The organism is Bacillus sp. hwrm1, from assembly GCF_040207805.1.
Lineage (GTDB): Bacteria > Bacillota > Bacilli > Bacillales > Bacillaceae > Bacillus > Bacillus velezensis.
The window spans coordinates 1,845,862-1,872,335 of sequence record NZ_CP157943.1; the positions used below are offsets into that span (position 1 = coordinate 1,845,862).

A 26,474-nucleotide genomic window follows, 5' to 3' on the forward strand; every position below is an offset into this window, starting at 1 on the left:
GGATCATGTCTTTATAAAATACGAATTTTAAACAGATACGGATCCTTAAAAAAATAATTAGAATAAAAATAAAATAAATACTTGTAATTCTGACAACTCTAATGTATATTATAAACAAGGGAACATAAGTTGGGAAGGGGTGGAGTAACCAATGAATCTTAAGCAGATGATTAAGAATGAATGTGAAAAAGACAACCAACTCGCAGCGAAACTCTCAAAAATAGCAGGGTACGAAAAAGTTAATGGCTTTTACAAATTCATCAACACCCCAGAGAAAGAAATGGACAACTTAGGCGGTTTAATTAATATTGTTAAAAGCTTGTTTCCTGATAATGAAGAGCAACTTTTAAGTGATTATTTCTTATCATTGGATCCCAACAAAAAATGCGCCAGACAATCTGTTGAATACTCAGATATTAATCAATGGGATACGTTAACAGACAAGATAGTTTCAAGGCTATCTAGCTCAAAAAACCTAGCAAGTCAAGAATGGGGCAATACATACAGTATACATAGAAGATTGAGCGAAAATAAGATAAGTTTAACTGATGCAATAAGAGCAACCGGAAAGTGTAAAACAGATGAAATGTTGTTTTTCTCAAATGCTATGCTGATGTATGAGTATTTGAAGGTAGGCGAGTTTGGATTGATGAAAAGCACATTATCAATTCTCAATTTCAACGATTTACCCGAAGGCTTTGTGAAAGATTGCTATATGAATAGGATTTCATTATTAAATGCAAATATTCATTTAAATGATAATGAAATTGAAAAATCCAGGTATCATTCAGAACAAGTTATTCAAAATTCAAATATAAATCGCCTAAAAGTATTTGGACATTTAACATATGGTAATACATTAATTTTTGAAAGCTATTCTAAAGCAAAAGAGCAGTATCTTAAAGGGTTGGAATTTGCGCGTGATAATGAACATCATACATATAAGCTGCGATTAGCTCTTTGCTTTTTAAGCAACGTTTGGAATAAGGATAATAAATGGCTTGATTTCGACACTGATAATATCCCTGATAAGATTGAGGTAGCATATTACTATACTAATAATAAGGAATTTAATAAAGCAGAGAAGGTAATAAATGAGCTTGAAAATATGGAATTGTATGAATATGATTCTGGGATTCTAGATTACGTTAAGGGGATTCTATATCAAAATAAGAATTATTTTTATGAAAGCACTGCAAAGTTGAAAAAATCTGGTGATAAATTATTTATCAATCTTCCATTAGCGGAGCTAAGGAAAATGGGCTGTGACGAAAAACTACTTGAATTAATCATGGTCTAAAATTGAAGGGAGGTGAATTAAATGAAAAATATTGTTCTTGGAGTTGTAATCTTGTTAGCAATGGCTGTTGGATTTGTTGCCGGACAGCAATCAATTGAGACAGCATCAGTAGACCATGTAGATCAGCCTGTAAAAGTTGCATCACCAAGCCGTGGGGCTTAACTTCAAAGATAATACATAACTTGGCTAGACGTTTGATCCAGTGGATCAGGCGTCTTTTCTAATTTTAAGAGAATGTTCCAGAAATTCATAATATAAAAAACAAGAACATGGGGGAATTAAAATGAAAAAGCATTTCGGACAAGCACTTTCTTATGAGGATATGGCCAAAGGTTACGAAGAAATGGCATCTATTAATCTTGTAATTTCCCAGGAAGACAATCATCTTGAAAATGAAGCAGAAATGGTTAGATCAAAATATAAAGCAAAGGTATCCTAATGAGAATTAAAAACAAATCAGCAGACATTTTAACACATACATAAGGGATGTGTTATTTGTCGTGAATAAAAATAAAATAAATTATTGCATATTATTCTGGCAACATATATAATGAAGTTACAAGATGAACGTTGTTGGGAGATGAAACAATGGAAACAACCAGTGCCACTCAAAAGGAAGAGTTGAAGATTACATCATTAAGACAATATCAATACATAAAACAACTAAAGAACTTCACACGAGTCAATCTCCACCTAGAGGATCCAGATGTGTTTACACCTAATAATGTAACTACAATGAGAAAAAATCATAAAGAATACAACCTCATTAAAGAACAAAAAAATTCTATAAAATGCATTTAAGGAGTAAAATTAAAATGAATAATAAATATTACACAGAAGAAAACAAGGCTAAAGTTTGGAAAAAGCATATGATCGTTTTAAAATTTCTAGAGCAGCCTGAGATAGCAGTTGCTTATAATGAGTTCTTACGAAGAGAAGCGACAAGTGATGAATGGGTTGGGTTCGAAGAGGAGCTTTATGAGGAATTGACGGGGATGCCAATTATAAACGTCTGTAAGGACGAGAGGGTAAATGTCCTAAACTGAATTTTATTATAGGATAAAAATAAATTAGGTGTGATAAAATGAATACAGACATCTTAATTAACGCTCTTAAAGAATACGACATGTTAAAGCAAATGGAAATCTGTAACGCCAATATAATGCTGCTGAGCAATATTCAAGGTGAAAATGAATGGATTGTTGCGTGGAAAGAATTTGATCAATACTTAATGAAAAAAATGATATGAGGTGTCATTATGGAAGCTCAAAAGAAAGCGTCAACACTAAGGGATTATTCAATATTCAACAACATAAATAGGTGGTTTGATGAATTAGATTTAAGAAACAGGGATCAAAAAACTGGAGAAATTGAAAAGTCTAATACTAGAGCCACGTATGAAAGGCATATAAGAGAGTTTTTCAACCACTATGCTGCCAAGGATATTGAATATTTAACTGAGAGTGACCTGGCGATCAAGAAGAGTGACCTGTATGATTATCGAACCCATTTGGCTAAAAATAAAAGTAACTCCAATTCAACAATTAACAACAAGATTGCCGCACTGAAAAGTATGATTAAGTATCTTGAATCTGAACATGAGTGTGATGCATCTGTATTTAATTTTAGGCCTCTTCCAACAGAAAAGAATCCAGCAGGCTCTTTTGAAGGAATATCGGAAGCTGATGAATTTGCTGAGGCAGCGTATGTTACTGAGCGTCAGAACAGATTAATGAAAAAGATGTTTATTTTGTTTAGTGCACGTACTGGAGGGCGTAAATCAGAGGTGCTTAGAGTTGGGTGGGATGATATTACTTATTCAGAAAAGCATCAATGTTATCTCGTCAACTTTAAAAAAACTAAGCAAAAAAAGGCTAGGCCAGTTGGAATTTCCACAGCTTTTTATGAAGAGTTGTTGCTGTTAAAGCAAGAGTATGGGGAACATGAACTGTTATTTCATAAGTTAACAGTTGATTCAATACAGGATATGTGGAATCGCGTATGTAGAGTTATGGGTATTCCCAAAGAAAGAAAGATAACTCCGCATAGTTTACGCAATACTGCAACAAACTTTTCTTACAGCGTTAATGGTGATATTAAAAAAGTGGCAGCGTTCTCTGGTCACAGCAATATCAATGTTTTGAATGATCATTATTTAGTCAATGAAAGGGATTATTCTCAAGATCCAGGGGTTTTGGTTGATCAAAAAGAAGATATGACCTTTTTAGATGATGTTACATTAGAGCAATATAAAGAATTCTTTTTAAAATCAGACATGTATATACAGAGTAAACTTAAAATGTTTTTGAATAAGTGATACAAATTATCATATAAAAGCTTTACTTGCTTATGAAAATAATGATAAATTTAATATGATTATGTGAGGTGATAATGTGTCTGATGTTTTGTTAACAACGGATAAACTTTATAAGTTAAAAAGTGAAATAGAGGAAAGGCTTATTGATATTAAAGATGATTCCAATATGGTGAAGGAATTAAAAGCTACGATGGCGGAAAAATACAAGGCACTCCCTGGTTATATCCAAGAAATTTTAAATAATAATGATAACAACGTACAGCGTTTAAACGAAAAAGAAGTCTACATTGTTTCAAAAGAGATGTATTCAATTCTTGGGGCGCCAGCTTTAAATCCGTTAAATTATTTTCCAACCAGATTGGCAAAAGAGCTTGAAGGTGGGAGAGTATTCGCCGGTGAAGAAGTGGTTAAGCTCCCATACAAGTTTAAAAATGTGATTAAAATTAAAGAGGATAACTATGTCACTTCCATTACTGCCAAAGAACTTAGTGAGTTATATAATAGCTCCATTCTGCAGTACAATTACAACACTCAGCGTGAAGGAAAGTACATTAAGGGCAGCCTTATCCCTGTACCTAAAACAAACCCTAAATCAGTTGATGAGATCAAAGAATTGTTTATCAAAGGCGATTTAATTGTATCTATGTTAACTTTTAACGCTCGTCTTGGAACATCAGATGGGGATGAAGAAGTTGAATATGATCCAAGCGACCAAACCCTCACTGTAACGCGAGGAACCTTATTAGATGCTCTAGATGGGTACCATCGAATTTCAGGTATTGTTAAGGCCATTGCTGAAGTCCCTGAATTAGATCAACCATTCATTTTAAATGTGCTCAATTACGATGAAGAAAAGGCTAAGGTTCACTTTGCTCAAATGAACACAATAAACCCAGTTGAAAAATCCAGAATTGAAGAATTAGGGCAAAAACGGTATTCTTCAACAGTTGTCGAGCAGCTGAAATTTAAAAGTGAACTTAAAAATAAAATAAGCCCACAAAGTGAAATTGGTATCGATAGCAATTTCCTTGTGACATATTATACTTTATCCGAAGCTATAGATGATGCATTTGAGTTGAAATCTCGAAAAGATGCGTTGAAAATTGCGAAATACCTGGTCGACTTTTTTGATAACCTTTTTTATGCCTTCCCAGATGAATTTCTTGAAGATGATTTATCGTCCATTAGAAAGCAATCATACATTAATCATAACGTAATGTTTTACGGTTATGTTTATTTGGCCAAGAAGATGAAGGAAAACAATGTAGAACTAAACAAGCTTGAAAGTATCCTTAATACAATTGACTTTAGTAAGAGCGGAAGAGTGTTTGAAGAATTAGGAAGACGAAATAATGAAAATCAACTGAAGACTGCTATGAAGAAGAAACTAAAGAGAATATTTTATGATGAAATTGCTGTTGTTTAAAGCTTAAAGGAGAATTTAATATGAGTGAAATGTATAATGCTGAATTAAAGGAAAAGTTTTTAGAGAAATACGAAAGTGAAGTAACAAGAAACCTTTATCGTCTGAGGCTAAAAGATTTTTCAGCTACAGAAAACATACTTAAAAAAGACATATTTAATTTTTCTTTGGAAGAGCTGCGTACGTTATTTTTAGATTTAGATAGCAAATCTATAGATTCACTAAGAGGAGCAAGAGCTGTAATTGGACAATACACAACCTGGGCAATGGAAAATGGCTTGGCAAACAGTAATATTAACAAAGTGTATCAGATACAGGATGGCGACCTAAAGCAGTTTATAGACAAAAACAAAAAAACACTATTCACCAATAAAGAAGTAGAAGAGTATGTTGATTTTATGGTTAATTATCAGGATAAGGCCATGATACAGGCTATTTATGAAGGTATAGATGGTTATCAGCATTCTGAGTTACTGAATTTAACAGGTGACGATTTACTCGATGATAACAAGGTGAAGCTGGTAGATGATAAACATGGTATAAGAATAATTACTGTAAGTGATAAATGTTATGAGTTGCTTAAGCGTGCTAATGACCAAAGAACATATCATCTTAGCAATGGTTCTCCAGACAGTGGTCTTAAAAACAAATTTGCCACATTAGTTAAAAGCGAAAATATTTTTAGGCTAAAATATAAGAGTTCTAATCAGAGTATGAAAGCTGACAAATTTTTAGTTCACCGTTCTTTTAGTCAGTTTCAAAAATTTTTAGAAGAACCTTTCTTTACACCTAAAAATCTTATCAACTCAGGAAAGCTCAACATGGCGTATGAGATATATAAAGAGAAGGGTGAATTAAAAGTACCTGATTATAAAAAAATAACTCGACAATATGGATTCCTGAATGAAGACGCGGAGTTTAATTCACAATCACTGAGGAAAGTAGTGAATATGGAGAACTTGGAAAAATATTGTATCAAGTCTGAAGTAATTGAGGCTAATTCTTAATCCCTGTTACAGGGATTAACTTTACATAACTTTTAGAGTAAAAATAAAAACAATATGAATTAACTCGTGATATTTTTTACAAAATATCAGGATTTTGTTCATATTTTTCAGAATTCGACAAAGTTAGACAGAGACAAATTTGTACATATGCAGTAAAATAGTTCTATACACTAAAAAGGGTACAAGGAGGTTCGCTAGGTCAAACTCCCTAGCGATTAAGTCAATGTTTGATTTTCCATTCATAGAGGTCTTCAATCGAACAGTTAAGGGCAATTGCAATGATTTTCGCTGTTTTTATATTCATAGAAGGTCTAACGCCATTAGCGTAATCACTTAACCTTTGCTTACTGATGCCTGTTAGGTTTGAAAGTTGCCCTAGGGACATTCCTCTACGTTCAAGGAGAATGGATATCAAACATTGTCCGATTTCAACCTCAAGCATCGGACAACCTCCTGATATAGTATTGCTTATCATACTATATCAATTCTTTCCAAGTTTTTAAATGAAAGAAAAAAGATTTGCCACTAACTAGGTAAAAGGTTATAATTAAGTCAACAAAAAAGGGAACGTAAGTTCGGTTAATTACTACCAGAGAGAGGGAAACGTATGTCAGAAAAGGATTATTTCATTCAAGGGGAGCTGTGCATACCTTTTTTCGGCAGAATAAAAGCCAAGAATGAAGAGGAAGCACTTTTGTTCGCATATCAATCAATTAAAAAGAAACTGAGAAATAAAACAGGAAAAATGGGGTTTCTTCAAAAAGATCATGAAAAATATGAGGCACTATTTGATGTAGATATCATGTGTACAGAGGATGCTGAATTAACAACCTCTTATGCCGAAGAAATAGACGATTCGTTTGAAAATGAGGATTATAAATCTTCACAATTGTTATCATCGAAGTAAAAATACACACACATCTTGTCAGTCATCATGAGACATAAAAAATTGGTGACTTTTTAGTCAGACTGGAGCATACAATGGATTTTAATCTTGAAATTGACTTGAAAGACATTATGAGATCAGTTTCCATGAGTGTTGGTTCTAAGAACATCCAAAGTGGAGAGTACTACATAGACATTATTTTTAAAAACAATGGGGATTGTTTGAGGATTAGAATGGATCATGCTTCAGTTTTAGAATTTAGAGACAAAATAAATGAAACTCTTTGGAAACTGGACGGCATGAAGACGTTTATGAAGACAGCAGCTTTACAGTATGAGTAAAGCTGATTTTTTTTGATATTATTCAGAGTAAAAATAAAATAAGTATTTACAACAAATGGTTGAGGATATATAATCAAATTAGAATCAGGAAAGGAGATACACTTTAATTATTGATTAATAAACCAATTAACGATCAAATAAGAACTATGGTTTTGAGGAAATATACAAAGCTCTTAGCATCATGTGAAAGGTCTTTGCGCAGCATAGAGAATAATGAAATCAGAATGGCAATTGGAGACCTAGATTTTGTTAAAGACAATTTAGAGGAAATACAATACATACTTCGTGATGTTGTGAATCAGCGTGAATGTATTGAGAATAAAAATAAAATGTAAGTTTTATAGAGATTAAGATAAGGGGGAATAACATGGGTGCATTAATCGCTAAGCAACCGAATGGACGGTACTGCCGATTTAGTTCAGTGGTAGACTGTCCAACGCACATAAATATGACGCGTGAAGACTATTTAAATAATTTTACTGGGACAACAAAAGGAAGGGAAGATGCTGAAGATACACTTGCAAATTATCTCCGGCCGTTTCACGAAGTGATAAAGTGGTACACACCGCTGAACATGAGCGAAAAAGAGTTTGTGGAGGCGTTAAAAGAAATGTGTGACGAAAACCCAAAGGAGGCGCGGGAATTGTGAACACAGCATACAGAGTGTGGGACGGCGAGCAGATGCATTATTGGGATGATGAAGGGTTGAGCCTTGAACTCAAAGGGGACAATTGGATTTTATGGCGTGATGGTTGCAGAGTTATTGTTGCGGAAAGTTATGACAGAAATTCCGTTCTCATGTGGGGCACAGGGTTGAAGGATAAAAACGAAAAAATAATTTATAACGGTTCTATATTTAAATCCCCAGTAAATATCAATCATCAAATTCATGGGAGTTACGCTATTTACGAGGTTGTTCAAAGAAATGGTATATGGATTCAACAATTTTTGAAAAGTGAAAAAGGGTTTTCTGCAAGGGGTTACATGGCGGGGTTATTGATAGATAATTTCGGGGATAACAGAGAATCATTGTTATTTGATGAAAAATTTCTTGAAACATTTGTCCCGAAAATTGAAGTTATTGGCGACGTTTACCAAAACCCTGAGTTATTGGAGGGCGCGGAGTGAATGCTGAAGTAAAGCGTGTTGAATATAAGCTGTGGTACGAAGTTAAGTATGGATGGAAGCATCTCAGTTTCGGCGCCAATGATGATAAAACTGCATTGGAATACGCAGAGGAATACGCAAAAAATAACTACCTCATAAATTATAAGGTGGAAAAAATAACGAATGAGAGATTGTTTTGGACTGAGGAGGGCGCGGAATGAGTAAGAGGTCTACCCTGTTATTAAGGAATAGTGTGAAAGCAGGACAAAGAGAAAAATTCATTACAAATGGCATTCCCTATGATGAACTTGATACACAAATGATCAATTTAATTGATATTTTGAATTTCATGATTGGATTGAAAACACGCCACTGTTGTTTTGGACATAAACCATATGAGGAAATTCAAGTAATGTTTGAAGAAGAAGTAAATTTAAAAGAAGATCAAATTCTAGAGTTAGCGGAATTAGCAGGGAGAGAATGGAAAGGTCTTCAGTTAAGCTTTAGCAAATGGGCGAGATTTTCTCCATTGATGTTTAATTGGTCATTGGTACTATCGAAAAGATTTAGAGATCCAGAAGATCCAAATAAATACCGTTACCTAAGATCAGTTGAAGAATTCTTTGAGAGCTATGCTGCAAAGAAGTGATTAAAAGATGCATTTTAAAGTATCTCAAGGGGAGTGATGAAATTGGAAAAAGAATGATTTGAAAAAAGCACTTGAATACAAATTAACGGGAGGTAAAACGATGAAGATTATTGACGTTTACGGAGACGGAGATTATGCAGCGTTGTTTATTGAGGATGAGTATGGGATTGAACGTGCCTATAAAGAAGCGGTTACAAACGGCGGAAAAGTAAGCATTGAAGGGGACGATCATCGACAGGTTTACGTTGAGGTTCTGGAATTTGGCGCTGTTGACGAAAAATTTATCGCTTATATTCGAGGTAAGCAAGATGACGACATGGCTAAGGACAGCAACTTTTTCGTTATTGATGAGTCGTAATAAATCCGATAACTAAATCAACTCTGTGTAAAAGTTGCGAAGGAATGCTTGATCACAGTGTTGTGGGCAATGTCCCTTGGAGAGAGCAGTTTGGATAAAAATAAAAAATAGAAAGGTTGATAGAATTTGAGAACATTAGTGTTATTAAGAGGCTGCCCCGGAGTGGGGAAATCAACTTGGATCAAAGAAAATGGACTTGAGCAATACACACTTTCTGCGGACAACATTAGGCTATTGTTTCAGTCACCTGTGTTAAACAAAAGTGGAAAATATGAAATCTCTCCAAAACACGACAACAAGGTGTGGGATTTATTAATGAAATTGCTTGAAGACAGGATGGATCGCGGTGAATTCACAATTGTCGATGCAACTCATTCAAAGCAAAGTATGATTTCAAGATATAAGCCACTAGCTCAAAAATATAGATACCGTGTATATGTAGTTGATTTTTCTGATGTTGATGTTCGGAGAATCTTAAAAAGAAATAAAATGAGGGCTGAACATAAGCATGTTCCTGAAAGCAGTATTCTAAATATTTATGAAAGAATGACAACAGAAAAAGTGCCATCTTGGGTAACTGTTCTAAAACCAGATGATTTCGAAAACACGATGACTTATAAGTCAAGATGTTTTGACGATTATAAAAAGATACATATTTTCGGAGATGTTCATGGGTGTAATACTGTACTACAAGAGTACTTAAACGGTGATTTGAATGAAAATGAACTATACATCTTTGTAGGAGATCTTATCGACAGAGGTATTGAAAATGCACAGCTGTTAGAATTCATGATCAAAATTAAAGATTATAAAAATGTGATTATTCTCGAAGGAAATCATGATAGATATATCAATATGTATGGGAATGATGAAGAAACACCTAGCAACACATTTAACAACAAAACTAAGCCAGAAATCGAACAATCCAACATTGATAAAAAAGACATTAGACAGTTGGCCAGGAAGTTTCATCAGTTAGCTTACTTTACATATAAAAACACTAAATACATTGTAACTCATGGAGGAGTTTCAACCGTACCTGAAAATCTCTTGATGACCGCAACAACACAATTTATCAATGGAGTTGGAGATTATTCAGACGATATTGATTATGAATTTGCAAAAAATACGGCTGACCAAAATGTTGTACAGATTCATGGACATAGAAACATGTACCGTTTACCTGTGTTAGCAGCAGAAAGATCTTATAACCTGGAAGGGCAAGTGGAAAGAGGAGGTCATCTTAGAGTCGTTACACTGTCTGAGAACGGAATTGAAACACATGAAGTGAAGAATAAAGTTTTTAAACAAAGTTCAAGTGATGTGCAGAGTAATAGTGTAACTGTTGGAACAATTGATGATTTGGTTTCCCACTTACGTGATCATGAATATGTCCAAGAGAACAAGATGCCAAACAATATCTCATCATTTAATTTTACAAAGCAAGCATTTAGAAAGAAAAAGTGGGATGAAACAAATATTAAGGCAAGGGGTTTGTTTATTAACACCCAGAATAATGAAATTGTAAGTAGAAGCTATGATAAATTTTTTAACATTGGAGAACGATCTGAAACAAGAATGCATCATCTCGTAGATACAATGAAGTTTCCTGTAACAGTGTTCGATAAGGCAAATGGATATTTAGGGACTGTGGGGTATGACTCTTTGTCAGATCAGTTGGTATTCACTTCTAAATCCTTTACATCTCAATTATCAAATGACCATGCGAAATGGGTAGAGGAGTTGTTCTTGAAGACCTTTGATGAATTTACGGTAAATGCCATTAAATATTATCTGAAGCTAAATAATGTTTCATTCGTTTTTGAAGTAATACTTCCAGAAAAAGATCCACATATCATTGAATACAATCAAGACAAACTAGTCCTCTTAGACATAGTAAAAAGACAGATGTCATATGAAAAACTCCCTTACAGTGGAGTGAAAGCTACTGCAGAGTGTTTATCCATTGAGTGCAAAAAACAAGTTGCGGAGTTTAGTAACTGGACAGATTTCTATAGATGGTATCTGGACGTGTCACAAGATTTTTCAATTGAGGAAGAGGGTTATGTAATTGAAGATGCTGCTGGCTTCATGACAAAACTTAAGCTCCCTTACTATAACTTTTGGAAACAAATGAGGGGAGTAAAGCATAAGATCAGCAACAAACATGAGCATATGGTTAACACAGGAAGCCTTTACACTCCTTTGCATAATAGATTTTTTGCATGGGCTAAGACAAAGGACAGAGGGTATCTAAAATCAACTTCCATTATCAAATTGAGAAATGATTTTGAAAAAGAAACTGTGGTATTGGAAGCCAAATGAATTCTAGATAAAAGTAAAATTTCATTGACATAGAAAGGAAGAGATTTTTTGACACATTACAAGTACATTTGCAGATCTGGCTGCGGCCATACCACTATTATTGATAAATTTTATAAGAGACAGAGAGCGTTTTGTGGAATATGCGGGACTCGTTCAACAATGGAGTACATGGGTGAGGTTGAACTTAAAGAGGATTCCTTAGAATTAAGCATTGAAAAGATTAAGCACTATTCAAAACAACTTGAACGATTAGCAAGCTTTAATACGGAGGACGGTGAAGAAATCTTAAAGGATAAGCTGTTTGAAATTGATCAGATTTCAACAGATATAAACGAGTGGTGTAAAACCATTTTAGGAGATATGTAAAATTGAAAATTTTAATGGAAAGAGGAGCTATATGAGAAGATATCAAACACAGGAACAAGTTGCATTAAACTTCTTGCTTTCAGAGGCCAAAGAAGAGCTTAGATTATGTGAGGAAAGAATCGAGTTTCATGCAAAACATAGAGAGTATGTTCTCATTAGGATGGAGAAAGAAATTGAAGCAAAGGCAAATGCGAAAATTGAAAAATTATCTTCGTTGCTTGAGATGGAAAGAGAGTCTTGGTCAAACTCACCTTGTCTTTTACAAATTGGAATAGTGAACTCTAGGGGAGAATCTGTAATTCAAGAAGAGCATTTTTCTGAAGAAATTTAATGAAGTTGAATTTTTAAAGAAAAAGGAGCTGTTATATTGTGAAAGATATCCGAGTGATATATGACAGAAACAAAACTTTGGAAGCGGTCGTTGTCCAATTTGGAGACTATATGTGTGAGCTAACGGACTCACAAGTGATTAATGAAGAAAATAAAGAATTCGATGTACTTAATGGTGAATATCAAGGAACTTGGAAATATGAAAATGGACAACACTGCGAAGTCGAAATTTATGATGGGGTAGACAAGTGGGTTTGTCAAGCATTCTTACACTGAATAAAAAGACTGTTTTAACGGAAATGAGAGGTGAACAGTTAATGAAATTGAGGATAATGAAATGTTCAGATACAAGCTACTGGTACAGAGATAAGATAGGCATGTATTATGATGTATTAAATAAAGGTGGGATCGCCCACATCGTACAACATGATTCAAACACAGCTTTTTCAAAAGCTGCAGTTCTTAAAGAAGATGCTATTGTTTTTGAAGATGAAAAGTTTGATAAAGTTCAGCTATTGTTCAGAAAGCTAGATGATCAGCTTAAAAAGATTTGTTTATAGGAGGGCATGCAATGTTAAAAGAAGTTAAGACATTGGTTTTTGATCCAGACATCGTAAAACGTTCAACACCTGTCAGAGTTAGACAGCGGTTTCCAAATGGGAATTGGTCAGAACCAGAACTAGGCTTTGTTCACAATAATAAAGGAGAATCTTTTAGTTTTACCACTTATGATGGACGTTCAAAAACCAATAAATCTTTTAAGGCAAAGGACGTATTTAAAGGAATTGTTGAAGTCGAAATGGGCAGTTGGGCATGAAAACAAAATAAAAGAATTATTTCAATGTAAGGAGGAAGGCACATAGGTTATTTAAAGCACATAGTTGATACAGCTTGGTTTAACTTAGTTTGGTTTAAATGGCATCTTGGAGCGGATATAAGCATATTTGCTGGCTGCGGATGGAATACATATAAATATTTAAAGGGTAAAAATAAAATAAGTGGAGGTAATGAGGGTGATAAAGAGGAATCTGCTTAGTAACCACGTTGATGAGATTATTAGTGAATATTACGCTGCTAAAGGATATTCAGTCCATAGCATTGACCGCCAGGAAAATGGACAACTGATTGTTGTTACAGAGCGAGTAGCAGAGGAGAAGGAACCGGCACAAGTCGATATTGCGTTTGATTTCATACATAGAAGACCACATAAGAAGAAGTATTTAGCTTAAAAAAGGCAAAGAGTCAAAGCTCTTTACCATTAGGTGTTTTCCTTAGCCGGTTCGCAATGTACTTCATTACGTTTACTGCAATCGACACTAAGGCAATAATCAATGCTATTTCAAATAAAAGAATGTATCCAAAATTTACATTAAGCTCTTCAAAGTAATCGCTGGCAAAAGAGAGGAGTTTATAAATCCCTAGCATAAAAACGATAAAGGAAACACCTAAAATCACAAGTGACTTTTTAGAATAATCTTTAGCGTGTTCAAAATTATAAATCATGATTGATACAAATAACAAACCCGTAGCAATCCTGTGGGATAACGAATCATCGGCCGAAAATGATTGCACTACTATGCTGATGATTAATCCAGTAATACCGATTGTTTTATTCAAGGAATCACCCACTCTTACGTAAGTTAGGTATGAGTTTACCAATTAAAGGGGATTTTCTCAAGATGATACACATTAAAGTTAAATTAAAATCGTGATTTTAAAGGAAGAGGTGGGGAAGTGAAATATAGAAAAAACCAGTTGTCATTGATGCTATTCAATATGATGGATCACAAGATTCTTACGATAAGTTAAGGGACTTCTGCGGTGATATAGTGGGTATCTGGTCTGATTCACTTACAACTATACGTGTTATTTATATACAAACTTTAGAAGGCAACATGATCATTTCACCTAATGATTATGTAATAAAAGGAGTCCGAGGTGAGTTTATTCATGTAAACCAGACATATTTCATCAGACTTATGACAGAGTCTAAATAAAAGATAGTTTTCAAAGTGAAAATGGAGGAAGTAACAATGAAAAAATTTGAAGAAATCATTAAGCAAAAATCAGTACTTCTGAACGAATGGGAAGGAAAAGAAAAGGTTGACGTTTTGTCAGACTTTGAAGAAAAAGAAACTGATGTAAACATTCTGTTTGCCTCTTATGATGGCGACATTTGTGAAGGGCACGCTTGGGTTCTATTTGAAGAGAGAGGGAAATTGTTTGAGGTTAATGGTTCCCACTGTTCATGCCACGGTTTAGAAGATCAGTGGGAACCTGAAGAGGTTACTCTCAATGTTTTAGAACACAGGTTGTTGAATGGAACATTTGGAGAACCGGATTTTAAGGAAGAGTTATGTGACTTTTTGGGTGTTGAATTTAAATTAAACCACTAGAAGATCGCTATCTAAAGCAGTAACCATATAGATAACGATCATAGAGAGAATATCAATCTCTATAACGCCTTCTTTCCTCAAAGTCATCGGGATACTCATTCTGCTTTGTCTTGGACTTGAATACAAACCAAATTACAGCAGCTAGCATGTAATCCATGACTTTATCAAAAGTCCAATTTGTGAAAAGATCCATAAGAATTTTCATTACCTTTCACCTCCCGAGACAAAAATGTCCTATCTCTTTTAGGTGGCATGTGTATGACACGCTCCTATTAATAAAAGAGTGAAAAGTAATATGAAAATCAAAAAGAATTGAAAAAAACATGAAGAAAATTGAGGTGGAGCAAATGAGCGAAACTAAGGCAAACACAAATACAAATATCCATGTACTGGCTGACGAAACACTTGGCGGCATCAAGCGCGAATACGTAGAGATCGATCGCAAGGCGGAGCTTGGCGAGAAGATCGTAATTGTTGAGAAAAATGATTTCGAAGGGTACGAGAACGGCGATGTTTTTACGGTAGATCGCGATTTCCACTCCAAAATGGATTTCGTTGAAAGTAACGTAGCTGCATCCTACGGCAACGATAGTGGGGCTATCTATCACGATGAATACCACGTTCTCGATCCGACCGACATTGTACACATTGACGACGGCCGCTACGAAATGGTCGAACGTGAGGGGGAAGTAGGCGAGAAGATTATCATTGTTAGGCCTGACGGAGTAATAGGGGACGATTATGATACAGGGAGAGTTGGAACGGTAAAATCACGCCATTCTGCTGGAGACGTAAGCGTAGAAACTATTGGGTTGGTGTTTGGTGATGAATACCGTGTCCTCGTCCCATTAGGTAAACATAAGAAGACCTTTGAAAATAAAAATAGTGCATACAAAGAAGTCAAAAACTACATACATAATGAATTAAGTATTTCAAGACAAGATGTACAAGATATGATTAGCATTGCGGTTTCTAATGAAGTTCAGAAGATGTCTAAGTCAGGAAAACTGGATAGAATTGCGGGAGAAAAGATTGAATCACTTATTGAAGAAGGTTTTGAAAACGGAGGTCGGCTGCTACATGGATTTAAAGAAAGGGTGTCACAAACAGTTTCCAATGAGGTAGGTAAACGAATTGCAAACGTGTTAAATATTAATGTGGAATTAAAGGAGGAAGGGAATTGAGAGTTCGAATTATAAAAGGAAGCAGCTGGTATGAAAAATTTGTTGGCAATGCTTATGAATTAATAAATGTAGATACTTCAAGCTCCTGTTTTATTGTAAAGACATGGAGGGAAACAGACACTGATATTATACTTGATCCGTTGCCTGTGCGCTTTGAAGATTCTGAGGTAGTTGAAGAAGGGGTGAGCGAGAAAAAAGAAGTTAGTTTTTTAAAGGATAAGCATCGCTTATTTTGTTATTACTATCTCACCGGACACAATGCAACGCAGTCTGCCATTAAAGCAGGTTATTCAGGGAAGAGTGCACATGTAACGGGACATCGTTTAGCGAAGAAACCCCAAATAGCTAAAGTAATAAATAAAGTAAAGCTTGATTTTCACAATTTCATTGCTGACAAATTGGATATCAGTTCTTGCTTTGAAGATGAATCATTGTATTTAGAAAGGGATTATTTCGTTAAGGCTATGGACGAGCTAATTGAGGCTACAGAAGAACCAGTTATAGATATGCTTGCCGTTGAATCACTAATTTAAAGATCAAAATAAAATAGTTATTTTAAAGGATGTGATTTATTTATGGGGAGAATCAATGAAGATGTTTTTCCTTGTGAGATTTGTGGAGAAACCATTGTTTATGAGCCATCTCTTGAATTTAGAGTAAAATGCGATTACTGCAATGCAGAATATTTAATTGAACGAACTGTAAAGATAACATTGTTATCAAAAGTGAAAATTCACAAGGAAAGGGGTATGAAAAATGAAAGAATTATTTAATTGGCAGAGAATAATGTTTTCTCCTAGGGTGTTATTAAATCACTCGAAATATAAGAATAGTCATACGAAAGTCATTGAGGATGGTTGGCGCTTTGATTGTCATATAGGGAAATATTATAAGTGGATTGAGATGGAATAGAACTAACTTAAAGTGTTAATGTAATAGATTTTGAATTTTGTTAAGAAAGAGACATTAAGGAATTATGTAACGGAGAGGTTAGACTCTCCAGGATTCAAAGGAAGGTATACGGAGTTTGCCATGCTTAGTCTTAAATCTGTGTTTAACCTTACATAAGATCGGTTCTACAAATACATATTCATCAGATTCAGACTTTACTTGTTTCATAGAGTGGAACTTACTTCGTTCCGCATTCGGCATGAATTCCATAAATCCAGCTGTTGTACCATCAGGATAAGACAGAAGAAACTTTATATCCTCTTTGGTGTAGCCAGTGATAAGCACATCTGTGTAATCATAATTAATCACTTTCAGCCAGCTATGGGAACGTTTATTGATTTCATAAGGGGAGTTAGCTTTCTTTAGTACGATTCCTTCAAGATTCTTTTCTTTGGCCAGATTAAAGTAAGCTAATCCGTTTCCTTGCAGGCCTTCAATTACAAAGACATTTTCGTGGTCAAGGTTTAGGTCTAAAAGCATGCTCTTACGTTCAGTGAGCGGCTTATTAGCGATTGAATACCCGTCAATATAGATTACATCGAATACACAATAAACCACCTTATGAGCTGATTTCTTAGACATAAAGCGTTCCATTACAGCTTCAAAATCAGGAGCACCGCCTGGGGCAGCTACAATGATTTCACCGTCTAAAACAGTTCCATTGGGTATATCAATATCCAACAGTTCTGGGAACTTGCTTGTTACTTCATTGTTGTGACGAGTATAAAGCTTTATCTGATCATTAAACTTGGAGAGGATCAGTCTAATTCCATCAAACTTCAGCTCGGTAATATAATCATCGTCATCAAATGGTTCTTTGATTGAATGCAATAACATTGGCGATACAAACAAAATATCACCTCCTACTTAGAACATAATAGCTAAGCGAAGGTGATATATAAAGCAAAATGACTGTGGTACTTAATGGGATTCAATGAGCTCCGGTGAGTTGTTTTTAGGCGAGTTAACTAAGGATGAAACTTGATAAGCTTCCATGTCATCAGCATCATACGGAAGCAGTAAGCTTTGAAGATAATCAGGATCGGTGTTTTTGGGGTTTAGCCATTCCTTTTCGTTCTCATCAGTAAGGATAACCGGCATACGATCATGTATGTCCTCCATAAGCTCATTGGGCTTTGTAGTAATGATTGTGCAGGTGTATAGCGGATTGCCTTCTAGCGTATTCCACTTTTCATATAAGCCGGCAAATGCAAAGAGATTGGATGATTTAAGCTTAATCCGCATAGGAATCTTAGTCTTCGGATCGAGTCGTTTCCATTCATAAAAACTGTCCGCAGGGATGATGCAACGTTTGCTAACAAGCGGTTTTCTGAAGCTAGGTTTCTCGGCCAATGTTTCAGCTCGAGCATTGATCATTTTATAGCCGATCTTTTCATCTTTAGCCCAAGGAGGGATAAGACCCCATCTTAGCTTACCCAGACGGTTGTTTGATCCATCATTAATGATTGTAAGGATGTTTTGTGAAGGAGCAACGTTATAACTTGGATGGTATTCGTCTTCAGACAAAAATTGATCTATATTGAACTGTTCGATGATGTCGTCAAACTCAGAAAATAAAGTGAACCTGCCACACATGTTCATCATCCTTTTAGGGTTTTTGAATATTGTACAGGCTTGATACACGAAAATCAAAAAGGAGGAATGTGATGCAGCGGCAAACAGTTGAGGTAAAAGAAGTTGAAGTGTTGATCAGAGGTATATGGACAAAGAAGAAGTTCACGGATATCCAAAAGGGGCAAACCTTTAAAATTGAAGAGAATGGAAGAGCAAAGAAATACATAGCAAGAGCAGATCCTTATTGGGATGAGATGTACGAGGCTTACATAATTGATTTATTTGATAAAAATAAAATTAAAAAGGGGAAATTTGATGAAGCTAATTGGTATTAAAACAAGTAACTGTTTTTTGGTGTCTGACAATATTGAAGGAAATAAATATTTTCATAGTCAATTAGATGAATTGTTTTTCGATGGGAAACGAGCAACCCAAACGTATAAATCAGACTGGTTTAAGCTTGATAAGGAGCCAAGTGTTATTGAAAAACAAATGCCGGCTAAAAAAATCAATTATAGGTATGAATTAAAAGAGGGATTCCAGGAAACTGATTTGACGCCACAAGTAATTAAAACTTCTTACATAGGTGAAGACAGTGAATACTATGAAGTGAAGGGTCTATATGATTTAAAATTTGAAGAAGTCCCGCAAGAGAATCAAAAAATTGAGTTTGAAATGAATGTAATTGAAGAAATTGACGGAGAACTTAAGTTGCAAAGCCATAATTTTAACTTGAATTATAACTTACTGGATAGGATTCAAACTCATCCAATGCTTCTTGAAACAAAGCCGTGTTACTTGTCCCGAGAAGAAAGTTATAAGATTATCAGAAACCATATTAAAGCCAATATTAACCCTAAATTGGCAAGAATCACGAGTGATTATGATTTCTGTTTAACTGTGGTCAAAGTTTTGGAGCTTTACAAACCTCACGAGTATGTAGTTGATCTTAATGCAATGTACAAACGAAGAAAGCCTAAACTTGAGAAAAGATTTCAAACAAAGCGGGAAGTTGAAATTTACAATGTTGCACCTAAAGCCTATCAGAGCTACCCAATTGTAGAGCCTTTTAGTGGTAAGGACGTTGAGGATTTGAAGAGTAATATTAAGAAATTTTTAGATGATCTGATGGCTAAAATCAACGAGCCTTTAGTCGAATGTGAATGCTGCAAAGGAAGAGGGGTTATTTTGAATGAAAATTAAATTGGACAAAGATTACATGGTAAATGAATTGGGGCTACCTGAATCCTCAATTTTAGAAGAAATCACTGATACGTCTAGGTGGAGTATTCATTATCGTATTGTGTTTGCATATCAAGACAAGTTTTATGAGACAACTTACAGGGAAGGCGCTACAGAGTTACAAGAGGAGAGACCATGGGAATACGATGACCAGGTTGAGTGTTTTGAAGTTGAGCTTAAGGAAGTTAAGGTTAGAAAATGGGTAAGAAAAGAAACTGAATAAAAACGATATTTTATGAAAAGAGGTTTATGTAAATGTCCCATTACTCTGTAATAAATGTATTAAGGTCTGTACAAGAGAAGAGGTTGATTTATTAGAAGATGGTTGGGAAGGCGATTGGCAGGAAGTGCATTTAACATGCGGGGAGAAAGTGATTTGGTTCCTGAGAAGCGAGGAGAGATTTTAATGAACCTATATGAAATTAACTTTAAACATTTTGCACCTAAGGATAGTGAACAAGGGATTTTTACATACTTATATGCTAAAACAGATAATGATGTATATGCATGGCTAAAAACTGATCCAAAATTGTCAAATGGAAGATGGATATATACAGATTACAAAGACCAAGAAGAGGAAGGTGAAAAGTTTGAAATTTATGATGACACATTCGAAATTGTTGGCTATGAAACTTACAAAGAACGGATCATACGATTGAAAGGTGAAATCAATGATGAAAGTGTTGAATTGAATGATCTCTATTATGGTCAAACCTTAATCGGATGGAAGAAGGTCGGATCAAATATTTCCTTAGAACAGATCGAAGCTGCTAAAGATTTAGGGATTAACATTGATTTTGCATAAAAGAGGGATTTGCTATTCGGATAAGGGGGTGGTACTAATGTGATTGCTTATAGGATGAAAATAAAGAATAACAATAAAATTATTAAAGGAGAGTTGATAATTGTTGAAGTATAAAAACAAAATAGAAGAAAAAGAGGTTAAAGGGGTAGAGAAGGCGAGCTTTGACGGGCCTAACCTTCTCCACCTGACACTTCGCAAGGTTACGAAGCTATATAAGTATATCACAGACAAGAAGTCTTTTCCAGTCTTGGTGGCTACTCTGGTTTCATTCCTGAATCCAGTGAGTATTTTAGCAGCGGAGAAGTATCGGAACTTTGAAGAGCTTAAAGCAAATGAATCACCGTTCAATTTTAGCGTGTTCTCAAAAGAGCAAGACACTGGTGTATTAATTCTTGCTCCCCATGGAGGTGGCATAGAAGGGGGAACAAGCGAGCTTGCAAAGGAATTAAGCGAAACATACTCTACATATCTTTTTGAAGCTTTAAAGACACCAGGAGCATTTGATTTACATTTAACCAGTACGAATTTTGATGAACCACAAGCACTTGAAATGTTGAAGGGACATGAGTTCACACTGTCACTTCATGGCTACGCAAGTAATGAGGAACATGTTTTAGTTGGCGGCACAGATCGAGACAAAGCTGAAGCGATAACAAGCACATTAAATAATGCTGGCTACTCTGCAGAGCTTCTTAATGAGGGCACAAGGTTATCTGGCAGCAGTCCGAACAATGTGGCAAATAAAAATAAAACAGGAAAGAGCATTCAACTGGAATTGAGCACAGGACTGCGCAAATCAATGTTTAACACCTTTTCTCTAAAAGGACGTTCTGGCACAAGAAATGAGGCCTTTTATAACTTCATTGACACTCTGTCAGGGTTTCTCAATGAAAATGTAGAAGGGAAGGGTTTGACAACATGAACATTCAGCAGCCCTTATACTATTTTGTTGATGCTCTGGATTGGGGAATTGATGATAAAGGGTCAAATGCAATTGAAACAACAGAAGGGTTAAACCGTGCTTTAGAATACGCAAGCTCAAAATCATTTTATAAAGTATATGTTCCAAAAGGTATCTACCTAATTGATGCAGTTAATACGTCAAGGCGGTTGCCTGAATTTGGCGGAGGTATTAATGTACCGTCTAATATTGAGTTAATACTTCATCCAGAGGCTTTATTTAAAGTGCAACCAAATGATTCTCAAGGCTACTCCTGTTTTTATATCGGCCAAGCAAGTAATGTTACGATTCGTGGCGGTCAAATTATTGGCGATCGATATGAACATGATTACTCGAAAATCAATGCAATTCAAAGAACACATGAATGGGGATACGGTATACATGTTCACGGTAGTAGCAATGTGTTAATTGACGGCGTGAGTGTCTCTAATTGTATTGGAGATGACATTTGGATAGCAGCAGAAGGAATGATGAACACTTCAGGAACATATACACCTTCAAAGAATGTAACCGTTCGAAAGTGTACGCTTTTGAGAGGGAGAAGAAATAATCTGGCTACCAATGGTTGTGAAGGTCTTCTTGTCGATGACTGTGATATAGAGGAGGCTGGTGGAGATACAATTGGGCCACAATTAGGAATTGATTTAGAGGGCTTTGGAGAAAACGGAATTAAATACGATCACCCCTATAAATTAACTGTGCGAAACTGCAGGTTTAAAAATAATGGACGTGGATCCGTTACAGCTCACACAAGCGGCAAGGTAATTATTGAAGGAAACTACAGCGACCATGTTATTTCCTATGGATATAGCACGGATGTCAGTATCAAAAATAACAAGATCATCAATGAAAAGGAAATTAAGACATATGGGATTGACTCGGTAGGTATTTCAAGTACTGAGTCTGGAAACAGAGTTCAAATTGATGGCAATACGATCAGTGGCTTTGAAGTGGGGATTTGTGTAAGAGGAAAGGGTGGCACAGTATCAAATAACACTTTTGAAAAAATAAAAGCATGCCCTATTGCAACACATCAAGCAGAGGACTTTTTAATTACGGACAACAGGATAGAAAACAGTGATTGTGTTCAAGTCCAGGTTAGAAACTCAAATGATATTAAGGTTGTGAACACCAAAGGAAAAGGAACGAGCTCATCATATGCTGCAAAGATAATGGATTCTACCCGAATCAGTCTCGTTAATAATGAGTTTGCTAATGTATATGGTGGAATTTATTGCGAAAGGTCTCAGTCAGTTCGTTTAAAGGGAAATGACTTGTTGTTAAGTGGGAGTGGATACGGCATCTTTTGGGATAAAGACTCTTCTGTCTCACTGCATCGAAATGAAATTCATGAGCCTAGGAATGTTGCAATTAAAGGCACCCCTGAGAAATACAGTTGCCAGATTAGTGAGAATCAGATTTATTTCTGTAAATCATTGATCGCTATCCAACTAACTGGGGGTTCAGAACACATGTTAAAGGATAATGAGATTATGTTTAATCGTTCAGCAGATCAAGGATATGGCGTTTATTTGGAGAATACAAACAAGGTACGTCTCGTAAGGAACGATGTTTATGTAATTGGAGGAAGGCTGCTATCCCATCCTTTTTACACAGAAAAAGCAAAGAATACAACCTTAGTTCAGAACACATATAATAGTGGAACACTGAAGACTGCAGAAGGAGATATTGTAGTCTAAATAAAACTGTAGTTTTAAAAGAAAACAAATTAAATAGAAAGTGGTTTATATGGATATTTTTGGGGTAATGTCTGAGTGTAATATAATTAAAACACTCAGAGGAGGAATTAGGTGTGAAAAGCAACATTGGTAAAATTGGAGTTGTTGGAACTTTACTCGTAAGTGGTTTGCTTTGTGATTTTGGGGCAGGAGTAAATGCAAAAGAGCTAAATCAAAGTAGGAAAGATACTGAAAGCAATAATTACCACCAACCAATCAATGTACTTAAGACCGCCTCAAATATTAAGAGCCCAGGTTTTTCGACAACTGCGGATGATTGGCAAGATGCCGGAACTACATACGGCGATACCAAGTTTGACAAGTATTCAACTGCTGCTGTCGTTCAAACATTAGGATTTGCATTAAATTTGCCTACAGGGGGATGGTCTTCTTATTTAGCTGGACTAGCTAACATGATTATTCTAGGCGAATATAAAATTGTTTACTTTAAGGATAAGCAGGAATTTAAGATGGCAGGGGCAACTCTAATGACCAAGCACCATGTAACGATCTATGAAGATAAGGATCGAAAGAAAAAAATCGGAAGTGACAGCTTTATCATAACGGACAAAGGCGGCCCAAAAGTTGCTATGATGTAAAAAAATGATCCTCCCACCTAAGGGAGGATTCTTATATGCTGTTTATTATGCTGTAAACTAATGCTACAACAAACAATGGATAAGAGATAATGGCAATTAATTTTGAGGATTTACTCTTATTTTTTTGAAATGTGTATATTAGTGCAAATCCTAAAAAGAATATCGTGACAAACCAAAAGGAATAGGCCGGGAACAATGCAATAAGTAAGACAATAAGAGTGGATAACGCGAAAGAAGAGTTTAGCGTTATTTTCTGATTATTTTCCAAATGAACCACCTCCATTCACGTATTCCCCCATATAAAAACACTTAAACATTATACTTAAAGGAGCTTGATTAAATGATCAACATTTTAAGCAAAGAACAAGATGAAGCAATCCGGTATTTCAAAAACAAGCTAAACATATCTGAAAAACTGTACATATCCCTAATTAATTTTAACCTGCTTAGAGATAAACACGAAGACTTTGGCAATAGACTATATGAGCTTTATAAAACAGATCCTTATCTGTATATCAGAGCACTTAAAGAAGGTTATGTGGTTGATCAGCCAATTGAATTTAATGAAGCAATTGTGCGGTTCTATGATGGCGAAGAACTTGCTGTGATCCATAAGACTACTGGGAAGAGATATAACGTGAATATAAAAATGAAAAAGCTTCCTGACGGTTTTACGCTACAAACAATGAACATGTGGTCATGGAGTGAAGTTGTTTAATTTTATGAATTTTCACTTGTTTTGATTTGTTATGTCGTAAAGTGGGTACAATTAAGGATTAGCAGGAAAAGGATCTCTTATATTAATGTTAAGGAGGTATTTAATGTGTTGGTATTTGAATATGGCAGAACGAAGCAAGAAGCTCTGTCTAACCTATGTAGAAAAATGATCCGTGAGTACCCAGATGAAATTTTCACAACGGACTTAGCAAAAGTTTCTGATTACGGTAATGAAGGATCAGATAAGAGATACGTAGCTGAATTTCGGGTATAGGATAGTTTGTTATACAGAAGCGCCTTTGCTTAGGCGCTTCTTAACTCTCAATATCATTTTATAAAATTACACGCGCTATTGGGGGGCGGAAACAAAAAGATCAATAACTTCAGAAGCAGCCTGTACAGCAATTGATAAAGACACTCATCACAAGAAAGAACTGTTTATTATTTTCTAGAATAAAAATAAAATAGTTGTTGACCAATCTGTTTTGGTGATGTAAGATTAAGTTATCCCAAAGAGAGAAAGGAGGAAAGAGATGAAAAAGGAATTAAAGATACTGAAAGTATCTGCCGAAGCCTTACATACCTACAAAAATGATGTAAAAAGGAATTACGACATTGACGAAGACCAAGCAAGAAGAAAATTAACCAGGAATGTGATGTTGGTAAAGGAATTTAAACCAAGAGGAATTAAAAGAGGTCTTTTTTCAAAAACATATTCATATGGAAACTTAAAGATCACAATTCGACATGGAACAGTAATAAGGATTGAAAATGTAAAAGGTGATCCTGAACCTTGGGACTTTCCAAAAAAGAGATACATAGAATTAAACAAGCTACTTGGTATCAAGGATTGTAAGTTTAGTAGCAAGTCTCATTATAGGCATTTTAAGAATAAAAATAAAATCAATAATTAAAGGAAGAGGTTGATTATTTAAATGGCAGAAAATAAAACAGTATTACGTGAAGCATCAAATGTTGTAACTATTGAGGGAACACTGGCTGAGGTTAAACACACTGAATGGAAAAGTGGCAAAGGGCTAAATATTGAACTAGATATTGAAGTTGCACCAAATGAAGTGCATACAGTAAAAGGCTTTTCAAAGTATAAGAAAGACGACGGCACCGACAATGCTATTGCAAAAGGCTACCAAACTATTATTAAGGAGTATAAGTCGATTGCAGAACATGGGAGAGATGAAGCTGACAAAGTGAGAATAACTCAAGGGAAAATCAGTTTAAACGAGTATTATTCACAAGGAAATTTCAAGTCATATCCACAATTAATGGCTAATTTTGTGAACAGACTGGATGCTAATGAAGAATTCAATCCTAGAGCAGAATTTGATGTTGAGCTGTTTGTGAAAAATGTAACCGAAGAAAAAGTAAAAGGCGAAGAAACGGGCAGAGTTAATTTAAATGGCTATATTCCTGTGTACAACGGAAAAGTCATCCCGTTTCAATTTGTAGTCACAGAAGAAGGGTCTCAATACGTTCAAAATAATTATGAAAAAGGCTCTACGGTTAACGTTTTTGGGAAGATTATTAACTTTAAAGAGCAAAAAGTAACGACCAAAACAGCAGCATTTGGCGAAGACAAGAAAGAAATCACTACTAATTCGAAAAGAGAGTACCTAATTACAGGTGGCAATGATCCATATGACGAGGATAGCAAAAATGCTTTTAAGGCAGATGCAATTAAAAAAGCGTTGACTGAAAGAGAGATTTACCTAGATGAGCTGAAGAAGGAAGGTGGCAATGAGAATAATAAAAAGTCTGGGTTTGGCGGAAGCGCTCCTAATAACAAGCCTTCAAAGCCGGTTGAAATTTCAGATGATGACCTCCCTTTTTAATAGATAAAAATAAAATCTATTAACTTAAGATACATATCTGGGGTGG

At 35.2% G+C, this 26,474-nt stretch carries 44 protein-coding genes; 38 read left to right on the forward strand and 6 right to left on the reverse strand.

Features of this window, described 5'->3' with window-relative positions; translation table 11 throughout:
- The first annotated feature begins 151 nt into the window (after positions 1-151).
- The 9 genes from ABK447_RS09460 to ABK447_RS09500 all read left to right on the forward strand — a co-directional run bounded on the left by ABK447_RS09460 (position 152) and on the right by ABK447_RS09500 (position 6,047).
- Entirely contained in the window at positions 152-1,300 is a 1,149-nt protein-coding gene (locus ABK447_RS09460; protein ID WP_197200321.1) for an AimR family lysis-lysogeny pheromone receptor, read from the forward strand.
- Positions 1,301-1,321: 21 nt separating this feature from the next.
- Entirely contained in the window at positions 1,322-1,462 is a 141-nt protein-coding gene (locus tag ABK447_RS09465; protein ID WP_124692917.1) for a lysogeny pheromone AimP family peptide, read from the forward strand.
- A gap of 121 nt (positions 1,463-1,583) precedes the next feature.
- Complete coding sequence (locus ABK447_RS09470; RefSeq protein WP_164504863.1) at positions 1,584-1,739, forward strand: hypothetical protein; 156 nt, start codon at positions 1,584-1,586, stop codon at positions 1,737-1,739.
- A gap of 149 nt (positions 1,740-1,888) precedes the next feature.
- Positions 1,889-2,101, forward strand: a complete 213-nt coding sequence (locus ABK447_RS09475) for a hypothetical protein (protein ID WP_014472000.1) — start codon at positions 1,889-1,891, stop codon at positions 2,099-2,101.
- Positions 2,102-2,115: 14 nt separating this feature from the next.
- Positions 2,116-2,346: a hypothetical protein gene (locus tag ABK447_RS09480; RefSeq protein ID WP_014471999.1), complete on the forward strand. Its 231-nt coding sequence runs from the start codon at positions 2,116-2,118 to the stop codon at positions 2,344-2,346.
- A gap of 38 nt (positions 2,347-2,384) precedes the next feature.
- On the forward strand, positions 2,385-2,549 hold the full coding sequence (locus tag ABK447_RS09485) for a hypothetical protein (RefSeq protein ID WP_021493556.1): 165 nt from the start codon (positions 2,385-2,387) through the stop codon (positions 2,547-2,549).
- A 9-nt stretch (positions 2,550-2,558) separates the two neighbouring features.
- Positions 2,559-3,617, forward strand: a complete 1,059-nt coding sequence (locus ABK447_RS09490) for a tyrosine-type recombinase/integrase (protein WP_072589268.1) — start codon at positions 2,559-2,561, stop codon at positions 3,615-3,617.
- Between the two features lie 76 nt (positions 3,618-3,693).
- On the forward strand, positions 3,694-5,043 hold the full coding sequence (locus tag ABK447_RS09495) for a DNA sulfur modification protein DndB (protein ID WP_072589267.1): 1,350 nt from the start codon (positions 3,694-3,696) through the stop codon (positions 5,041-5,043).
- Between the two features lie 20 nt (positions 5,044-5,063).
- On the forward strand, positions 5,064-6,047 hold the full coding sequence (locus ABK447_RS09500) for an integrase (protein WP_072589266.1): 984 nt from the start codon (positions 5,064-5,066) through the stop codon (positions 6,045-6,047).
- A gap of 220 nt (positions 6,048-6,267) precedes the next feature.
- Here ABK447_RS09500 and ABK447_RS09505 read toward each other — a convergent pair whose 3' ends face one another.
- Positions 6,268-6,489, reverse strand: coding sequence for a helix-turn-helix transcriptional regulator (locus ABK447_RS09505; RefSeq protein WP_038458670.1), 222 nt, complete (start codon positions 6,487-6,489; stop codon positions 6,268-6,270).
- Between the two features lie 165 nt (positions 6,490-6,654).
- Here ABK447_RS09505 and ABK447_RS09510 point away from each other — a divergent pair, with 165 nt between their 5' ends.
- The 14 genes from ABK447_RS09510 to ABK447_RS09575 all read left to right on the forward strand — a co-directional run bounded on the left by ABK447_RS09510 (position 6,655) and on the right by ABK447_RS09575 (position 13,638).
- Complete coding sequence (locus ABK447_RS09510; protein ID WP_020954129.1) at positions 6,655-6,954, forward strand: hypothetical protein; 300 nt, start codon at positions 6,655-6,657, stop codon at positions 6,952-6,954.
- Between the two features lie 74 nt (positions 6,955-7,028).
- Positions 7,029-7,274 (forward strand): hypothetical protein, encoded by a 246-nt coding sequence (locus tag ABK447_RS09515; RefSeq protein ID WP_020954128.1) that lies wholly within the window; start codon positions 7,029-7,031, stop codon positions 7,272-7,274.
- 367 nt (positions 7,275-7,641) lie between these two features.
- Complete coding sequence (locus tag ABK447_RS09520) at positions 7,642-7,923, forward strand: hypothetical protein (protein WP_173722090.1); 282 nt, start codon at positions 7,642-7,644, stop codon at positions 7,921-7,923.
- The gene (locus tag ABK447_RS09525; RefSeq protein WP_197200320.1) at positions 7,920-8,402 is read left to right on the forward strand and encodes a YopX family protein; all 483 of its coding nucleotides are present in this window, start codon (positions 7,920-7,922) and stop codon (positions 8,400-8,402) included. Before ABK447_RS09520 ends, ABK447_RS09525 begins: the two co-directional genes overlap by 4 nt.
- The gene (locus tag ABK447_RS09530; protein WP_041352901.1) at positions 8,399-8,602 is read left to right on the forward strand and encodes a hypothetical protein; all 204 of its coding nucleotides are present in this window, start codon (positions 8,399-8,401) and stop codon (positions 8,600-8,602) included. The genes ABK447_RS09525 and ABK447_RS09530 overlap by 4 nt, the downstream gene beginning before the upstream one ends.
- On the forward strand, positions 8,599-9,030 hold the full coding sequence (locus tag ABK447_RS09535; protein ID WP_197200319.1) for a hypothetical protein: 432 nt from the start codon (positions 8,599-8,601) through the stop codon (positions 9,028-9,030). Before ABK447_RS09530 ends, ABK447_RS09535 begins: the two co-directional genes overlap by 4 nt.
- A gap of 100 nt (positions 9,031-9,130) precedes the next feature.
- The gene (locus ABK447_RS09540) at positions 9,131-9,388 is read left to right on the forward strand and encodes a hypothetical protein (protein WP_241745092.1); all 258 of its coding nucleotides are present in this window, start codon (positions 9,131-9,133) and stop codon (positions 9,386-9,388) included.
- Positions 9,389-9,514: 126 nt separating this feature from the next.
- Positions 9,515-11,713, forward strand: a complete 2,199-nt coding sequence (locus ABK447_RS09545) for an RNA ligase (protein WP_197200317.1) — start codon at positions 9,515-9,517, stop codon at positions 11,711-11,713.
- A gap of 48 nt (positions 11,714-11,761) precedes the next feature.
- A complete protein-coding gene (locus ABK447_RS09550) occupies positions 11,762-12,079 on the forward strand; it encodes a hypothetical protein (RefSeq protein WP_259429519.1) in 318 nt (105 codons plus the stop codon).
- A 31-nt stretch (positions 12,080-12,110) separates the two neighbouring features.
- Positions 12,111-12,410, forward strand: coding sequence for a hypothetical protein (locus ABK447_RS09555; RefSeq protein ID WP_197200356.1), 300 nt, complete (start codon positions 12,111-12,113; stop codon positions 12,408-12,410).
- 38 nt (positions 12,411-12,448) lie between these two features.
- Entirely contained in the window at positions 12,449-12,685 is a 237-nt protein-coding gene (locus tag ABK447_RS09560) for a hypothetical protein (RefSeq protein WP_197200315.1), read from the forward strand.
- Positions 12,686-12,726: 41 nt separating this feature from the next.
- On the forward strand, positions 12,727-12,969 hold the full coding sequence (locus tag ABK447_RS09565) for a hypothetical protein (RefSeq protein WP_241745091.1): 243 nt from the start codon (positions 12,727-12,729) through the stop codon (positions 12,967-12,969).
- 11 nt (positions 12,970-12,980) lie between these two features.
- Positions 12,981-13,226, forward strand: a complete 246-nt coding sequence (locus ABK447_RS09570; protein WP_197200313.1) for a hypothetical protein — start codon at positions 12,981-12,983, stop codon at positions 13,224-13,226.
- Positions 13,227-13,416: 190 nt separating this feature from the next.
- Positions 13,417-13,638, forward strand: a complete 222-nt coding sequence (locus tag ABK447_RS09575; RefSeq protein WP_197200312.1) for a hypothetical protein — start codon at positions 13,417-13,419, stop codon at positions 13,636-13,638.
- Between the two features lie 13 nt (positions 13,639-13,651).
- On the opposite strand, the gene ABK447_RS09580 is transcribed toward ABK447_RS09575, so the two are convergent.
- Positions 13,652-14,026, reverse strand: coding sequence for a YoqO family protein (locus ABK447_RS09580; protein WP_038458651.1), 375 nt, complete (start codon positions 14,024-14,026; stop codon positions 13,652-13,654).
- Positions 14,027-14,442: 416 nt separating this feature from the next.
- Here ABK447_RS09580 and ABK447_RS09585 point away from each other — a divergent pair, with 416 nt between their 5' ends.
- A complete protein-coding gene (locus tag ABK447_RS09585) occupies positions 14,443-14,805 on the forward strand; it encodes a hypothetical protein (RefSeq protein WP_038458648.1) in 363 nt (120 codons plus the stop codon).
- Positions 14,806-14,857: 52 nt separating this feature from the next.
- Here the strand turns inward: ABK447_RS09585 and ABK447_RS09590 are convergent, their stop codons facing one another.
- Complete coding sequence (locus tag ABK447_RS09590; RefSeq protein WP_197200311.1) at positions 14,858-15,010, reverse strand: hypothetical protein; 153 nt, start codon at positions 15,008-15,010, stop codon at positions 14,858-14,860.
- A gap of 142 nt (positions 15,011-15,152) precedes the next feature.
- Here ABK447_RS09590 and ABK447_RS09595 point away from each other — a divergent pair, with 142 nt between their 5' ends.
- The 3 genes from ABK447_RS09595 to ABK447_RS09605 are packed head-to-tail and all read left to right on the forward strand — an operon-like array spanning position 15,153 to position 16,762.
- The gene (locus ABK447_RS09595; RefSeq protein ID WP_160229015.1) at positions 15,153-15,989 is read left to right on the forward strand and encodes a hypothetical protein; all 837 of its coding nucleotides are present in this window, start codon (positions 15,153-15,155) and stop codon (positions 15,987-15,989) included.
- Positions 15,986-16,522 carry a terminase small subunit gene (locus ABK447_RS09600; RefSeq protein WP_160228922.1) on the forward strand — a complete coding sequence of 179 codons (537 nt, stop codon included), beginning with the start codon at positions 15,986-15,988 and terminating at the stop codon, positions 16,520-16,522. Before ABK447_RS09595 ends, ABK447_RS09600 begins: the two co-directional genes overlap by 4 nt.
- Before the next feature lie 42 nt (positions 16,523-16,564).
- Complete coding sequence (locus ABK447_RS09605) at positions 16,565-16,762, forward strand: hypothetical protein (protein ID WP_014470184.1); 198 nt, start codon at positions 16,565-16,567, stop codon at positions 16,760-16,762.
- Between the two features lie 217 nt (positions 16,763-16,979).
- Here ABK447_RS09605 and ABK447_RS09610 read toward each other — a convergent pair whose 3' ends face one another.
- Complete coding sequence (locus ABK447_RS09610; RefSeq protein ID WP_160228920.1) at positions 16,980-17,792, reverse strand: RNA ligase family protein; 813 nt, start codon at positions 17,790-17,792, stop codon at positions 16,980-16,982.
- A gap of 69 nt (positions 17,793-17,861) precedes the next feature.
- Complete coding sequence (locus ABK447_RS09615) at positions 17,862-18,536, reverse strand: SOS response-associated peptidase (protein ID WP_160228918.1); 675 nt, start codon at positions 18,534-18,536, stop codon at positions 17,862-17,864.
- A gap of 71 nt (positions 18,537-18,607) precedes the next feature.
- On the opposite strand from ABK447_RS09615, the gene ABK447_RS09620 reads away from it, so the two are divergent.
- The 7 genes from ABK447_RS09620 (at position 18,608) to ABK447_RS09650 (ending at position 23,861) form a co-directional block, all read left to right on the forward strand.
- Positions 18,608-18,850: a hypothetical protein gene (locus ABK447_RS09620; protein WP_160228916.1), complete on the forward strand. Its 243-nt coding sequence runs from the start codon at positions 18,608-18,610 to the stop codon at positions 18,848-18,850.
- Positions 18,831-19,718: a hypothetical protein gene (locus ABK447_RS09625; RefSeq protein ID WP_014470191.1), complete on the forward strand. Its 888-nt coding sequence runs from the start codon at positions 18,831-18,833 to the stop codon at positions 19,716-19,718. Before ABK447_RS09620 ends, ABK447_RS09625 begins: the two co-directional genes overlap by 20 nt.
- On the forward strand, positions 19,708-19,980 hold the full coding sequence (locus tag ABK447_RS09630) for a hypothetical protein (RefSeq protein WP_014470192.1): 273 nt from the start codon (positions 19,708-19,710) through the stop codon (positions 19,978-19,980). Before ABK447_RS09625 ends, ABK447_RS09630 begins: the two co-directional genes overlap by 11 nt.
- A gap of 183 nt (positions 19,981-20,163) precedes the next feature.
- Complete coding sequence (locus tag ABK447_RS09635; RefSeq protein ID WP_160229013.1) at positions 20,164-20,562, forward strand: hypothetical protein; 399 nt, start codon at positions 20,164-20,166, stop codon at positions 20,560-20,562.
- Between the two features lie 100 nt (positions 20,563-20,662).
- Positions 20,663-21,484 (forward strand): poly-gamma-glutamate hydrolase family protein, encoded by an 822-nt coding sequence (locus ABK447_RS09640; protein WP_160228914.1) that lies wholly within the window; start codon positions 20,663-20,665, stop codon positions 21,482-21,484.
- Complete coding sequence (locus tag ABK447_RS09645; protein ID WP_160228912.1) at positions 21,481-23,223, forward strand: right-handed parallel beta-helix repeat-containing protein; 1,743 nt, start codon at positions 21,481-21,483, stop codon at positions 23,221-23,223. The genes ABK447_RS09640 and ABK447_RS09645 overlap by 4 nt, the downstream gene beginning before the upstream one ends.
- Positions 23,224-23,336: 113 nt before the next feature.
- The gene (locus tag ABK447_RS09650) at positions 23,337-23,861 is read left to right on the forward strand and encodes a hypothetical protein (RefSeq protein ID WP_197200310.1); all 525 of its coding nucleotides are present in this window, start codon (positions 23,337-23,339) and stop codon (positions 23,859-23,861) included.
- Positions 23,862-23,892: 31 nt separating this feature from the next.
- On the opposite strand, the gene ABK447_RS09655 is transcribed toward ABK447_RS09650, so the two are convergent.
- Complete coding sequence (locus tag ABK447_RS09655) at positions 23,893-24,129, reverse strand: hypothetical protein (protein ID WP_038460778.1); 237 nt, start codon at positions 24,127-24,129, stop codon at positions 23,893-23,895.
- A gap of 72 nt (positions 24,130-24,201) precedes the next feature.
- Here ABK447_RS09655 and ABK447_RS09660 point away from each other — a divergent pair, with 72 nt between their 5' ends.
- The 4 genes from ABK447_RS09660 (at position 24,202) to ABK447_RS09675 (ending at position 26,428) form a co-directional block, all read left to right on the forward strand.
- Positions 24,202-24,579 carry a hypothetical protein gene (locus ABK447_RS09660; RefSeq protein ID WP_061573817.1) on the forward strand — a complete coding sequence of 126 codons (378 nt, stop codon included), beginning with the start codon at positions 24,202-24,204 and terminating at the stop codon, positions 24,577-24,579.
- Positions 24,580-24,684: 105 nt separating this feature from the next.
- Positions 24,685-24,852: a hypothetical protein gene (locus ABK447_RS09665; protein ID WP_166460972.1), complete on the forward strand. Its 168-nt coding sequence runs from the start codon at positions 24,685-24,687 to the stop codon at positions 24,850-24,852.
- 259 nt (positions 24,853-25,111) lie between these two features.
- Positions 25,112-25,492 (forward strand): hypothetical protein, encoded by a 381-nt coding sequence (locus ABK447_RS09670; protein WP_038458620.1) that lies wholly within the window; start codon positions 25,112-25,114, stop codon positions 25,490-25,492.
- Between the two features lie 21 nt (positions 25,493-25,513).
- Positions 25,514-26,428 carry a hypothetical protein gene (locus tag ABK447_RS09675; RefSeq protein ID WP_197200309.1) on the forward strand — a complete coding sequence of 305 codons (915 nt, stop codon included), beginning with the start codon at positions 25,514-25,516 and terminating at the stop codon, positions 26,426-26,428.
- The last annotated feature ends 46 nt before the right edge of the window (positions 26,429-26,474 follow it).